General features: G+C 54.2%; 13 protein-coding genes. 8 read left to right on the forward strand and 5 right to left on the reverse strand.

Features of this window, described 5'->3' with window-relative positions; translation table 11 throughout:
- The 6 genes from TMES_RS23210 to TMES_RS19185 all read left to right on the forward strand — a co-directional run.
- Positions 1 to 189: hypothetical protein (locus TMES_RS23210; protein WP_211275966.1), on the forward strand; the 189-nt coding region annotated here is incomplete at its 5' end.
- Positions 149 to 883, forward strand: a complete 735-nt coding sequence (locus TMES_RS19165) for a cysteine hydrolase family protein (RefSeq protein ID WP_085585573.1) — start codon at positions 149 to 151, stop codon at positions 881 to 883. The genes TMES_RS23210 and TMES_RS19165, both read left to right, overlap by 41 nt.
- A 90-nt stretch (positions 884 to 973) precedes the next feature.
- A complete protein-coding gene (locus TMES_RS19170; RefSeq protein ID WP_085585575.1) occupies positions 974 to 1,846 on the forward strand; it encodes an alpha/beta fold hydrolase in 873 nt (290 codons plus the stop codon).
- 13 nt (positions 1,847 to 1,859) lie between these two features.
- A complete protein-coding gene (locus TMES_RS19175; RefSeq protein ID WP_085585577.1) occupies positions 1,860 to 3,239 on the forward strand; it encodes a class II 3-deoxy-7-phosphoheptulonate synthase in 1,380 nt (459 codons plus the stop codon).
- A 75-nt stretch (positions 3,240 to 3,314) separates the two neighbouring features.
- Positions 3,315 to 4,340 (forward strand): XdhC family protein, encoded by a 1,026-nt coding sequence (locus TMES_RS19180; RefSeq protein WP_085585743.1) that lies wholly within the window; start codon positions 3,315 to 3,317, stop codon positions 4,338 to 4,340.
- 2 nt (positions 4,341 to 4,342) lie between these two features.
- Positions 4,343 to 4,933 (forward strand): nucleotidyltransferase family protein, encoded by a 591-nt coding sequence (locus TMES_RS19185; protein ID WP_085585579.1) that lies wholly within the window; start codon positions 4,343 to 4,345, stop codon positions 4,931 to 4,933.
- 6 nt (positions 4,934 to 4,939) lie between these two features.
- Here TMES_RS19185 and TMES_RS19190 read toward each other — a convergent pair whose 3' ends face one another.
- The 5 genes from TMES_RS19190 to uxuA all read right to left on the reverse strand — a co-directional run bounded on the left by TMES_RS19190 (position 4,940) and on the right by uxuA (position 11,969).
- Positions 4,940 to 6,277, reverse strand: coding sequence for a DUF445 domain-containing protein (locus TMES_RS19190; RefSeq protein WP_085585581.1), 1,338 nt, complete (start codon positions 6,275 to 6,277; stop codon positions 4,940 to 4,942).
- 127 nt (positions 6,278 to 6,404) lie between these two features.
- Complete coding sequence (locus TMES_RS19195; RefSeq protein ID WP_085585583.1) at positions 6,405 to 7,529, reverse strand: alanine/ornithine racemase family PLP-dependent enzyme; 1,125 nt, start codon at positions 7,527 to 7,529, stop codon at positions 6,405 to 6,407.
- Positions 7,526 to 8,725: an N-acetyltransferase DgcN family protein gene (locus tag TMES_RS19200; protein ID WP_085585585.1), complete on the reverse strand. Its 1,200-nt coding sequence runs from the start codon at positions 8,723 to 8,725 to the stop codon at positions 7,526 to 7,528. Before TMES_RS19200 ends, TMES_RS19195 begins: the two co-directional genes overlap by 4 nt.
- Positions 8,726 to 9,291: 566 nt before the next feature.
- Complete coding sequence (locus tag TMES_RS19205; RefSeq protein ID WP_085585587.1) at positions 9,292 to 10,746, reverse strand: mannitol dehydrogenase family protein; 1,455 nt, start codon at positions 10,744 to 10,746, stop codon at positions 9,292 to 9,294.
- 2 nt (positions 10,747 to 10,748) lie between these two features.
- Positions 10,749 to 11,969: a mannonate dehydratase gene (gene uxuA, locus TMES_RS19210; protein WP_085585589.1), complete on the reverse strand. Its 1,221-nt coding sequence runs from the start codon at positions 11,967 to 11,969 to the stop codon at positions 10,749 to 10,751.
- A 130-nt stretch (positions 11,970 to 12,099) separates the two neighbouring features.
- On the opposite strand from uxuA, the gene TMES_RS19215 reads away from it, so the two are divergent.
- Positions 12,100 to 12,810, forward strand: a complete 711-nt coding sequence (locus TMES_RS19215; RefSeq protein WP_085585591.1) for a GntR family transcriptional regulator — start codon at positions 12,100 to 12,102, stop codon at positions 12,808 to 12,810.
- A 26-nt stretch (positions 12,811 to 12,836) separates the two neighbouring features.
- Complete coding sequence (locus tag TMES_RS19220) at positions 12,837 to 13,823, forward strand: TRAP transporter substrate-binding protein (protein ID WP_211275967.1); 987 nt, start codon at positions 12,837 to 12,839, stop codon at positions 13,821 to 13,823.
- Positions 13,824 to 13,868 lie beyond the last annotated feature (45 nt).

The following is a 13,868-nucleotide window of genomic DNA, read 5'->3' on the forward strand; positions in this document are numbered from 1 at the left end:
ATGTCATCTCGTCATAGTGTATGTTTGCCATACAAACATAAATATGCCATAAGTCAAGCCTGCAAAAAGACAGCAATCCGCGCTTTTTGGGGCCGAAATGCCGGAAAACTGCGGAATGGAACCACTAAAACAAAGGGCGGAGACGGCTATGAAAGAAAGAATTTGGGACAAATTCCTGACCGCGCGTGACCACGACGTCATGAAACAGGCAGGATATGGACTCCGCCAGGGCTTTGGCGCACGGCCCGCCATCCTTGTGGTTGACGTTAATTATGCGTTTTGCGGGGATCGCCGCGAACCTGTACTGGACTCTATAAAGCGCTGGCGGCAATCGGGCGGGGAAGCGGCATGGGATGCCTTGCCGGTTATTTCCTCCGTTCTCGATGCCGCACGCAGCCGGGACCTGCCGATTATTTATACCACCGGCATTCGGCGGCCGGATAACTGGGATGCGGGAAGCTGGGCATGGAAAAATGGCCGCAGCGGTGAAAAACCCGGCGGCACCAACCTGAACGGCAACCAGATTATGCCGCAAATTGCCCCGCAGGATCGCGACCTGATTATTGAAAAGCAAAAGCCAAGCTGCTTTCACGGCACCAATCTGATTGATTATCTAACGCTTTTGAAATGCGACAGCCTGATTGTGATGGGCACGGCCACCAGTGGCTGCGTGCGCGCCACCGTCATTGATGCGTTCAGCCACAATTTTCGTGTCACCCTGGCCGAAGATGCCTGTTTTGAGCGCTCCGAAGCGTCCCACGCAATCAGCTTGCATGATCTGAACGCCAAATATGCCGACGTTATCGACAGTGCTGAAATCATTGAATTTATCAATGGTTTGCCTCACGGCATGTATGACCTGCCCGGCCAAAGAAAAGCCTGACCCTGCATCCTTAATTCCCGCTGTTTTCTAAATTCAAATGCTGGCTGCCATCGCGGCCCCAAATGCCCCAACCCACAGGATATCCCGATTATGACCAACACTGCGCTGCCTGATACACTGCCCTCGACCGATACATTTGCCATTGCCCGCGATGGCACCCGCCTTTCCTATCGCCTGACCCCGGCACAAAACCCGGCCAAGACAAACGCCCGGCTGGTTTTGGTGCATGCACTGGCGATGGATAAAAATTTGTGGAATGGCACAATCGCTGCCCTGAAGAGCGCTGCTGACATTATCACGCTTGATTGTCGCGGACATGGCCTGTCGGACAAACCTGCTGGCCCCTATCGTGTTGAACAGTTCGCCGATGATATTGCCGATATTCTGGCCCACGCCGGGTGGGAATCGGCGATTGTGACCGGGGCATCGATGGGGGGCTGTGTCGCCCTGGCATTTGCCAGCGGACATGGCGATAAAACCGACGGCCTTGGCCTGATTGATACAACGGCATGGTACGGTGAAAATGCCGCCGATGCCTGGCAAAAACGCGCCGACAAAGCCCGTGACGAAGGCCTTTCGGCCTTGCTGGCGTTTCAGAAAACCCGCTGGTTTGGCGACAGTTTTCGCGAAAACCCGGCCAACAATGCCGTTATAGACAGTGCGGTCGAGACATTTTTAGCCAATGACATTTCCGCCTATCACGCCACCTGCATGATGCTGGGCGCGGCTGACTTGCGCAGTGGTTTGGCCGGGTTTGATTTTCCCTGTGTCATCCGCGTTGGTTCCGAGGATTATGCAACGCCGATTGAAATGGCGCAGGCGATGGCAAGTGCCATTCCCGATGCGAAAATGGAAATTATGGACGGCATTCGCCATTTTTCCCCGCTTGAGGCCCCCGACATGATAGCCGCCGCCTTGCAAGAACTGATCGGCGATGTGACCGCCGCCACCAACAATTCCTGATTTCGAGGATACAATGCCAAATCAATGGTCCCCGTCGAGCTGGCGCGATTACCCCATCGCGCAGGTTCCACCCTATCCTGACCTGGCACATCTGGCCGATGTTGAAGGCCGATTGGCGTCTTATCCGCCACTGGTATTTGCCGGCGAAGTGCGCGCGTTAAAAAGCCGGTTGGCCGATGTGGCAAAGGGCAAGGCCCTGTTGTTGCAAGGTGGCGATTGCGCCGAAAGTTTTGCCGAACACGGGGCGGATAATATTCGCGATATGTTTCGCCTGTTTTTGCAAATGGCGATTGTTCTGACCTATGCGGGGTCGTTGCCGGTTGTCAAAATCGGGCGCATTGCCGGGCAATTTGCCAAACCGCGATCAACACCGACCGAAACCCAAGGCGACGAAGAACTGCTGAGTTATCATGGCGATGTGATTAACGGCATTGATTTTTCGAAGCAAAGCCGTGCGCCCGACCCGGAACGACAGGACATGGTTTATCGCCAGTCGGCATCGACCCTTAATTTATTGCGGGCCTTTGCCCAGGGTGGCTATGCCAATATTGAAAATGTGCATGGCTGGATGCTGGATTTTGTCGCCCAAAACCCGCAACGCGAGAAATACGAGCATATCGCCCAGCGCATTTCCGAAGCCATGGCCTTTATGCGGGCCATTGGCATTACGCCGCAAAACCATGACGCCTTATCGGCAACCACACTTTATACCAGCCACGAGGCCCTGTTACTGGGGTATGAACAGGCATTAACCCGCATCGATTCAACAAGTGGCGACTGGTATGGCACATCGGGGCATATGGTGTGGATTGGCGATCGCACCCGCCAGCTTGACCATGCCCATGTTGAATTTTGCCGAGGTATTAAAAACCCGATTGGCCTGAAATGCGGACCCTCGCTGGACCCCGACGACCTGTTGCGGTTATGCGACCGACTAAATCCGCACAATGAGGCCGGACGGCTCACCCTGATTGCACGTTTTGGCCATGACAAGGTTGGCGATAAATTGCCTGCCCTGATCCGGGCGGTTGAGCGTGAAGGGCATTGTGTTGTGTGGTCCTGCGATCCGATGCATGGCAATACCATAAAATCACCCAGCGGATATAAAACCCGCCCGTTTGACCGTATTTTGTCTGAAATACGCGATTTTTTCGCGATCCATCAGGCGGAAAATACCATTGCCGGGGGTGTTCATATTGAAATGACCGGCGCGGATGTTACCGAATGCACCGGCGGGGCGCGGTCCGTCACGGATGCCGATTTATCGCAGCGCTATTTAACCCATTGTGACCCGCGTTTAAACGCCACCCAGGCGCTTGAACTGGCATTTACAGTGGCAGAGCTGATTAACAAACAACGCCTTCCAACGACAAATTTGCAGGCAACGGCCTGAGATTTCAACGCCGCCCCCGTTGCATTGCCAGCGACGGGGGCGGGCGATATGCCCGGTTTGTGGAAAGGAAAACAATTGAACAACCAGCTTTCCCATATGCTTGAACACTGGAACGCCCATAAGGATGATGCCGAATGGGTTTTGGGCACGATTTATAAAACCGAAGGATCGGCCTATCGCAAGGCCGGTGCGATGGTTTTGTTTAGCGACAAGGGCGACCAGTTTGGTTTGTTAAGTGGTGGCTGTATTGAAGCCGACATTCAGCGCCAGGCCCGCAAAGCCATGGTAACTGGCAAGGCATTGACCCTGTGTTATGATGGCAGCGATGAAGATGATTTGTCGTTCCAACTGGGCATTGGGTGTGGCGGCAAGGTGCATATTGTGTTGCAACCGGTCACCGCACAAAACGACCTGGGGCTGGCCAAAATGGCCGCCGCCCTGTCGCGCGGCGAAAGCGGCACATTTGCGCAATATATTCCCAACACCGACCACACGATTAAGGCCCGGTTTGTTTCAAACACAACCCAGAACCATGACCCGGCATTGCCCCGGCACAATCGCAAGGCCCGGCTGGTGACACATGGCAATGAAGAATGGCTGGAAACCCCGGTTCAACCCGAACCGCGTTTGTTGATCGTCGGTGGCGGGCTGGATGCCAGACCCGTGGTGGCGATTGCCAAAACACTGGGCTGGCGGGTGACATTATGCGACCCGCGTGCGGCAAATGCGCGGCCGCAACATTTTGCCGATGTGGATGTGTTTTTACGCGGCTCACAAACCGGCCTGCGCGATTATGTACAAACCCACACGGTTGATGCCGCTATTTTAATGTCGCACAGCGTCACAATTGATGCCGATGCCTTGTTAGCACTGGCCGATATTTCGCTGGGTTATCTTGCCATGCTGGGGCCGGTCCATCGCCGGGATCAGGTTTTGGAAAAAGCAGGGTTAACGCAGGCAGAGCTCAGGACAAACCTGGCAGGCCCGGCGGGGCTTGACATTGGCGGTGAACTGCCCGAAAGCATTGCCTTGGGAATTTTAGCCGAAGCCCATGCCAGCCTGACCAGATCGTCGGGGAAATCCATTTCCGGGGTCCTTTGAAAATGGCCAACATTGCCTGCCTTTTACTTGCCGCAGGCCAAGCACGCCGGTTTGGCGATGTTAAGCAAATTCAAACCGTTGATGGCACCGCGCTAATCCGCATTGTCTATGACCGGCTGGCGGGCATATTTGGCACCGATCTTTATGTTGTGCTGGGTGCCAATGCCACACAGGTTGCACCCGCATTACCCCCCCTGCCCGCAAACCACATCATTTACAATCAAGACTGGGCATCGGGGATGGGGGCGTCCATTGCCGCTGGTATAAAGTCGCTACAGCATTTGAATTATGACGCTATTATGATTGCCCTTGCCGATCAGATTGCCATAACAACGGACGACTATGCCGGATTGATCGACAAACTTGATGATAAGACCATAATATGTGCCCGTTACAATGACCGGTGTGGTGCGCCTGCAATCTTCCCAGCCCAGCATTTTGAATATTTAGCGAAATTGAACAATGACGCCGGAGCGCGAGACTTGTTGAAGCAGGAAACCGGGGTTATTGCCGTTCCCGTGCCAAGTGCCGCGATCGATATTGATACGATGGATGATCTGGACCGGTGGAAAGCGCAACATTCAGTGACTTAGGCGACCTTATTGCGCCGTCGCCTGCCCTGCGACAACCACCCAGCCAATGAATTGCATCACCCCGAATAATACACCACCAATAAGCGCGCCGACCAGTGTGCCATTCAGGCGGATCGATTGCAGGTCGCTGCCCATGGCGAGCTCAAGCTGGGCGGTAAGTTCATCCGCACTCCAGGCTTTAACGCGTTCCATCAGGAAACTGCGGATTTTTTCGCGGTATTCATCAATATAGGGATCGACGGTTTCCATGATCCAGCGATTAAGCCAGTCTTTCATATCGGGGTCCTCGTCCAGCTTACTGCCAATATTGCGCGATGCGCCCATGATTGCCCGGCGAATTTCCGATTGCGGATTGGCGAAATCCTGCTTGATCCAGTCCAGTGCCTTGCGCCAGATATGGCCGATATAGTCTGATAATTCCTGATTTTCGAGCATCCGGTCGCGAAACTGGTCCAGCCGGGCGCGAAGTGCCGGGTCGGTATTTAAACGATCAATGAAAAGCGGAATTTTGTTTTCAAACTTCAGGCGCAGTTCGTGGTCTTTGTTATCGGCCAGATCCTGAATAAGTTCGCGCAGGCCCGCGGCAACTTTTTCGGTAATGTTGTCGGCCACGGCCTTGTCGAGATTTACCCAGCGTAAAACCGACCACAGTTCGCCCGCGATTTTATCGGCCAGCATGTTGCGGGTTTCGTCGCTATTAGTGAAATCGGCGATGTCGTTTAACAGGCTGTCGACCATTTCGTGGTGGCGGCCGTCTTGTGTTAAGATGGTTAGAAACCGGGCGGATAAGCGGCCAACATCCATGTCACGCAGTTTTTCACGCGTGGTCGCGCGAACAAATTCCTGCAATTCGGCACTGTCGAGCAGATACATCAGCCTTGGGGCGAATTTTACCACCAGATCGGCGATTTTTGCCGATGTTTCGGGCGATGCACACTGTTTTGCCAGACGATTTGCCGGGTCAAATTCGCGGATTTTATCAAGCACATGATCCTTGCCCAGAAAGTGATCACAGATAAAATCGGCCAGATTGCGGGCGATTTTGTCCTTGCTGCGCGGAATGATCGCGGTGTGCGGAATTTTAAGCCCCAGCGGATGGCGAAACAGGGCAACAATGGCAAACCAGTCGGCCAGCCCGCCGACCATTGCCGCCTCGGACATGGCAACAAACAGGCCCACCCACGGGTTGTGGTGGTTTGGGTCATATATGGTCAGCCCGATAAAACAGGCGCAAGCCAATAGCAGGGTTAGCAATGCCAACCGTTTCTTGCGTGCCAGCTTTTCAGCCTTGGCGATATTGTCGGGGCCGCCGGGCGGTACTGCCTGCAAAACGGGTTCTGCCATAAGGTCTATCCTGCCTTGTAATGATCCGGGCGATGCGATCCTTACGCATCACCCCGACCTGACCCGTGCAGATAGTCTTTTTTGCCCGGTTTCGCAACGAAAGCAACAACGCGGCGGGTTGCCCGGTTTATGCAGCACCAGAAAAACAGGGTGCAATAAATGGCCCCGGATGGGGAACTGCCGCCACGACATTACCCGTGAATGTCTGGGTGACGTAGGGAGATGTCATGGCGCGTAACAGGGCACTGTAATCGGGCTGGAAAGAAACTTCGGCCCCCAAAACCAGTTGGCAGGAGCCGGTGTTAAGAACAAGGTGGTCGCTGCTGGCACCCAGAACCGTAACACCCGATAACGGTTGCAGACCATCAGGGTCAATATCCTGACGGCCAATGGCAAGAAGGGATTGAAAAATATTACCATCGTCAATGGTAACTGGAACCTGACCAAACGGAGCCTGACCCAGTGTGCCCCAGGGTTTGGTCGGTTTGATTTTGCTTTCGATGACTTCGGCGACAAGTGTTATGGCATCGCGATAAAGACCGGGAATATGGCGGCCATGAAGTGGTTCGCAGCCACATAATATTGCCTCGCCAAGGCGCAAATTGTTAACCCGGCGGACCTTACCACCACCAAATGCCCAGGAAAGATTGCTGGAGTTACCACCCGATACGATAAAACCGGAGTTCTCGATATGCTCATCGGTCTGATCGGCCAATGCAGAAAGCATTTCCATATTGGCATTATCGGGGGAAACACCGTTGCGACAGGCAAGGTTGGAGCCAAGACCCTTCAACCTGATATGGGGAAAGCGGCGCACCGTTTGAACGGCTTTTGCCACATCGCGCGGCATGATGCCTTCGCGAAGATCCCCCAGTTCGACCATCAGGACAACACCATGCCATGTGCGGGTTTTTTGCGCCGCCCTGGAAAGGGCTGCGATTACATCAAGCTCGGTATTAAAGCTGATATCTGCTGCAGCCACAACCCGATCCACCTGGCTGATCATGGGAGATCGAACCAGCATCATTTGCCCGTCAATCCCCGCCCGTCGCATACGTTCGATATTTTCGATCCGGGAATCACCCAGCCCGGAAACACCGGCACGCTGCAACATTTGCGCAATTTTCGGGGCACCACGAAAGGCCTTGGTGATCCCGGTTACCGAGATCCCCAGCCTTTTTAGGCGCCCCACAAGGGTTGTGGCATTATGATATATTTTATCAAGATCAATCTCTAGCCGCGGAGTGATCATTGAAGGGTGACGGCCAGTTTCTTTTCAAGCACGGGAAAGGACGACAGCACCATATCAACAAGCAAATCGACCGGGCGCGCCAGGGCATCGGTTACCGGGATACCAAGCTGTTTGTGGTAATCGGTGATGCTGGTGCCGATTTCGGCATCTGTCATCTTTTCATGGTTGATTGTCAGGCCGATGACGCGGGTATCTGAAAAGGCTTCGATCAGGCGAATTTCGGATTCAGGCGTTGGCATTGGCATTTGGTCAAAGTCACAGCGATGTGCGCGTTTTGGCGCGTGCTGTAAAATAACACCATCTGGCGTGCAGCCGCGCAAGATAAAGGCCGATGTGCAAAAAGCGGGGTGACTTAACGCGCCCTGACCTTCGACAATGATAATGTCAGGATGGTCGCCTTCGTAAGCTTCGATTACGGTTGCTTCCAGCTCGCCACAGCAAAACTGCGACGGGACCGCATCAAGGGCAACACCATATTTGGAGCCTTGCATCATGCCGGTTTGTCCGGTTGTCACCATGACGGCTTTTATGCCTTTGGCAACGAGGGCGCGGGTCAGGATGCTGGCGGTTGTGCGTTTACCAATCGCACAATCCGTGCCAAGAACGGCAATGCGCGGACAAGGTATTTTGTTGATATTGCCACTAAACAGGCGCAGATCGTTTTTCGGGCGCGGTTTGCGGATATCGGTAATTTCAACATGGTTGGCTTTGCTGGCCGCGACAAATTCGGGGTCGTCATTGAGAAATTCATGCAGGCCGTTCACGACGTGCATGCCATGGTTCAGGGCACCCAGAACAATGTCGCGTTCATGGGCAGACAGCATACCGGTGGCTGGTGCCATGCCATAAATGAAGTAATCCGGGGTGCGTAGCCCTTTGGCAAAGGCCGCATCAAGATGACCCAGAACCGGAATTCCGTTGGGTTTGCCATCCAGCATAACACCGGTATCACGCCCGGTCTGTGTGCTGTCGATCACGGAAAGAATTTCGTATTTTTCAGAATGCCGGACAAGACCGTTGGCGGTTTTGCCATCATCAAGGCCAAAGTTGGCTTCGCAATAGACAATTGCGGTTGGCCGGGCCTTGCGGGCGGATAGCGATGTGGGCACCGCCGATGATTTGGCGGCCTTGGTATTGAAAGGCAAGTGGATAACGTTTTCGGTATTCAAGGCTTTGGTGAACGAAGGGATCGTCATGCTGGCTCCGGGGTTAAACATTGGCACGCCATTGTGACGGGAAAGTTACCCCGCCCCTCGGCGCCTGTTACAGGACCGCGCAAAGGCCAATATTAATGAAATTACAAAGTGCCGCTTACCCGCTGAGAAACCCGTCACGTCGGGTCAATGCACCGCACGGAGTTTGTCAGCCGGGTGTGGAACGGGGTCTGGCCTGAGTAAGACTGATGGGGTCTGATGGGGTCTGATGGGGTCTGATCGGAATGGATCGGCACAGGACCTTTGGATCCTAATCCACGGTCAATTTATTCTTGGCCTATAAGCCAAATTGCAGGTCATCATGCACCCATAGGCACCAATATGCAACTAATAATAAGTAAATTACAAAATGATCACAATTGATATGCCGTCATCTATATGTAAAAAATGAATTTTTACATTCATATTTTAAATACTATTTCGATATTAACTTTATCATCAAAAATGAAGACTTTAATTATTCAGGCTGAATTTGAAAGAAAAACGCCCATATCATTATTTTGATATGGGCGCTTGTCTTTGATTATTGCAAAAATTATTGCCGAAAATTAGCTGAGTTCTACTTTTACGGCATCAAGGGCGCTCTGCGTCAGAATACGGTTAAGCCGTACGGTTACGGCCTGTGCCCAGACGGGTGAGGATGTGAGCGCCAGCGGGAAAAGACCAGGCAAATGCGACAGGGCGTTATAAATGTCCTGTGCAGTTGACTGTCCAGTTAAGGCGGTCATGATCTCGGCCTGCCTTGGGTCTGAAATATCGCTGCCTTTTCCCTGCGCCACTATTTTGTGCACATACGCCATCCAGAAGGCAACAGCGATGGCGTAAGTCCCAATGTCCTTGCCATCGTTCAGGGCATCTTGTGCTGGGTGCAGCAAACGTTGCGGCAATTTTTCGGTGCCATCCATGGCGATTTGCCGGGTTTCATGGGCAATCGCCGGGTTTTGGAACCGGGCAACCAGATCATCGGCATAGCTGGCAAAATCCAGTGCCGCAACCGGCACCAGGGTTTGGGCCGCTGCGCGCATGTGGGCATGAACCAGTTTGGCGCAATCGTCATCACCCATCACATCGCGGACATATTTAAAACCGGCAAGCTGGCCCAAATAGGCAATCAGCGAATGGCTGCCATTCAGCATGCGCAGTTTCATATGCTCGAACGGGCGCACATCATCGACCATCAACACCCCGGCCTGTTCCCACGCCGGGCGGCCGGTTGGGAAATCGTCCTCGATCACCCATTGGGAAAACGGTTCGGTTTCAACGGCACAGGCATCCTCGTGGCCCGTCATGGTGCGCACAGTTTCGTATGTGTCCGCGGTTGAGGCGGGCGTAATGCGGTCTACCATCGAGCTTGGGAAATGCACGTTCTGATCGATCCAGTCGGCAAGGGCGGGATCAAGATGGCGGGCAAAATCCACCACACCGGCGCGCAAGACAACGCCGTTCTCAGGCAAATTATCGCAACACAAGCAAGTAAAAGGTGCCACACCGGCATCGCGACGGCGGCGCAGGGCTTCGGTGAGCAAGCCCAAAACACCTGTTGGATGCTGTGGATTGGCAAGATCATGGGCAATGGCGGCATGGTCTTGTGCGACCGTCATGGTTTGACGATCAATGCCATAGGCTTTTTCCGTGACCGTCAAGGTGACAATGCGGGTTGCCGGATCGCACAAGGCGGACAAAACCGCATCACCATCGCGCGCGGCGGCAATGACATGGGAAATAGCGTGAACGGTTTGACATTCATCCCCGACCGGATTGCGCACGACAACGCAATAAGCACCGCCTTGCACATTAAGCTGATCGGCAATATCAGTGCTGCGCGGCGAGACACCGATAATGCGCCAGTCCCCGCCCGCTGCCAGCATTGCCTGCTGGGTATAAACCGCCTGATGGGCGCGATGAAATGCCCCGATCCCGATATGGACAATGCCGTGGCCCCTGCCCGCGAACGGGTTTTCGGGCCAACCGGCAGGATGCGGGTTTTGCGAAGAAACTGTCATGATCAGGCCGCCGGTTTGCCGTTAGGACGGGCCATAAGGGCGGTCATGATCCCGCGCAATTCGGCCAGGCCTTTAAGGCGGCCAATGGCAGGGTAACCGGGCTGGCCTTGACGGTTAAGATCATCAAGAATGTCGTGCCCGTGATCGGGACGGAACGGGATGTTCCAGTCGGACCGGCCAGCGGCCTTGCGGGCGGTTTCTTCGGCCAAAATGGCTTCGATCAGATCAACCATGTTGGTGTCGCCACCCAGATGGTCGGCCTCATGGAACGAACACGGCAGACCTTCGGTTTCACGCAAGGTATTGCGCAAATGAATGAAATGTACGCGATGACCAAGGCGTTTCATCATGCCCGGCAAGTCATTTTCGGCACGGACCCCCAAAGACCCCGAACACAGGGTAATGCCGTTTTCAGGCAAATCGACCGCTTCGATAATGCGGCGATAGTCATCCTCGGTCGACATAATGCGCGGCAGGCCCAGAAGTTCGAAGGGCGGATCATCGGGGTGGCAGCACATACGAATGCCGACTTCACGCGCGACCGGCACCACTTCGGCCAGAAAATCGATCAGGTTTTGGCGCAGTTGTTCGCCACTAATACCGGCGTAACTTGCCAGCAAGCCGCGCAAATCATCGAGTGTCAGTTTCTCGACCGAGCCGGGCAAGCCAAAGGCCACAGTGCGGGTTAACTGTTCGCGGCGTGCATCGTCCATGCTGGCAAAGCGTTCTTCGGCCTGTGCCAGCAAGCCAGCGTCATAGCCCTCATCGGCACCGGGGCGGGCCAGAATATAGCGGTCAAAGGCGACAAAGTCGGTCAGGTCGAACCGCATGCAGGTGGCACCATTGGGCAAGCGCCAGTTAAGGTGCGTGCGGGTCCAGTCCAGCACCGGCATAAAATTATAACAGACAATGTCGATCCCGGCGGCAGCAAGGTGACGCAGGCTTTGTTTATAGGTCTCGATATGGTCGCGCCACGGGCCTTCCTGCTTTTTGATTGCTTCGGAAACCGGCAGGCTTTCAACCACATCCCACTTCAAACCTGACGCGGTGCCATCTTTCATGGTCGCGATCTCGGCCTGACGTTTGGTGATTTCAGCCGGGGTCCATACCGCACCGCTGGGAATGTGATGCAGGGCGGAAACCACCCCTTGCGCCCCTGCCTGACAAATATCATCAATGCTGACCAGATCGCGCGGGCCGAACCATCTCCAGGTTTGTTTCATGCTGTTCTCTCTGTGTTGGTGTGGCTGCATGTCCACAGTCTATAAGTATTAGGGCGACCATAACATGGCGTTTTATGGTTGACTAGTATGGTAGTATGCAGCATAAGCGAAAAACGCAAGGAGTTAAAATATGATCGATCCCGGCGAAAATAACTGGTCCGTTTCCCCGGATCAGGCGGTTGGCCCGCAGATCCATCGCATCATTCGCGAACGGATTGTCTGTGCTGATTTGCTGCCCGGTGTTCGTATTTCCGAAGCTGAACTGGCCCGTTCCTATGACGTGAGCCGCCAGCCCGTGCGTGAAGCCTTTATCAAGCTGGCCGACGAAGGATTGCTGGAAATTCGCCCGCAACGCGGGACTTATGTGCGAAAAATTTCGGTTTCATCGGTGCTTGACGCGCGCTTTGTGCGCGAAGCGATCGAGGCCGACATTGCCAGTTACGTTGCCAGCAACCCGGCGGACGGCGCGATTGACCGCCTGCGCGAATTGATTGCCGCCCAGCGCAGTGCGATGAAAAACGATGCCAAATCATTTTTAAGCCTGGACCATGATTTTCACCGTTGCCTGGCGGAATCTGCTGGCAAAACATATGCGTGGAAAGTGGTCGAGGATGTTCGTGCCCAGCTCGACCGGGTGCGGTTCCTGAGTTATTTCCAGTTTTCAATGGAAGATATCGTGGCCCAGCACGAGGCCATTTTAACCGCCATTGAAGCAGGAGACGCGCAACAGGCCGGTGCCGCGATGCGCCGCCATACCCGCGAAATACTGCTGACCCTGCCTGACATTGCCAAATCAAGATCCGAACTCTTCGACAATGCCGATCCGGTATTGTCACCCTGAGGCATCACATTATCACGGGAGGAAAAATGATGCTTACGTTCAAGAAAACAAAAATCATGCTTATGGCCGGGGCTGCTGCACTGCTTATGACGCACAGTGCGATCGCCGCCGAAATGACCCTGAAACTGGGGCACCTTGCCAACGAACAAAATTCCTGGCACAAAGCCGCCGTTAAATTTGGCGAAGAACTGTCCAAGCTGACCGATGGTCGCATTGACGTTCAGGTTTTCCCCAATGAAACACTGGGCAAGGAAATCGATTTGATCAACGGCATGCAGCTGGGGTCGGTCGATATGACCATTACCGGTGAAAGCCTGCAAAACTGGGCACCGATGGCGGCCCTTCTGGCCGTGCCTTATGCCTATACCTCGCTTGAGGAAATGGACAAGGTTGCCAGCGGCGACATCGGCAAGAAAATTGAAGCGCAGATTATCGAACGTGCGCGCATTCGCCCGATTGCCTATTTTGCCCGTGGCCCGCGCAACCTGACATCAAACCGCCCGATCAAAACGCCGGAAGACCTTAAAGGTCTGAAAATGCGTGTGCCGAACGTGCCGCTGTTTGTTGATGTGTGGAAAACCCTGGGCGCTCGCCCGACCCCGATGGCGTTCTCGGAAGTATTTACCTCCCTTCAGGCTGGCACCATTGATGCCCAGGAAAACCCGCTGGCCCTGATTGAATCAGCCAGCTTTAACGAAGTGCAGAAATATGTAAACAAGACCGAACATGTCCGGTCCTGGATCTACCTGACCATTTCGGAAATCACCTGGAACAAATTGTCTGACGAAGACAAAAGTGCCGTCATGGAAGCCGCCAGCCGCGCGCAGAAATTCGAGCGCGGCCTGTTTTTGTCTGACGAACAGCGCCTGACCAAGGAATTGCAGGACAAAGGCATGACCTTTGTTGATGTGGACCAGGCCGCCTTTGCCAAACAGGCAGAAGCCGCTGTTTTGAAAAACGTGTCTGACGACATTCGCCCGATTGTCGAAGACCTGTTTGCCAAAAACAAATAAGACCCTGACTGCCCGGTTGCCCTGTGCAACCGGGCCTTTCCCGCC

It is taken from the genome of Thalassospira mesophila (genome assembly GCF_002115755.1).
GTDB classification, from domain to species: domain Bacteria; phylum Pseudomonadota; class Alphaproteobacteria; order Rhodospirillales; family Thalassospiraceae; genus Thalassospira; species Thalassospira mesophila.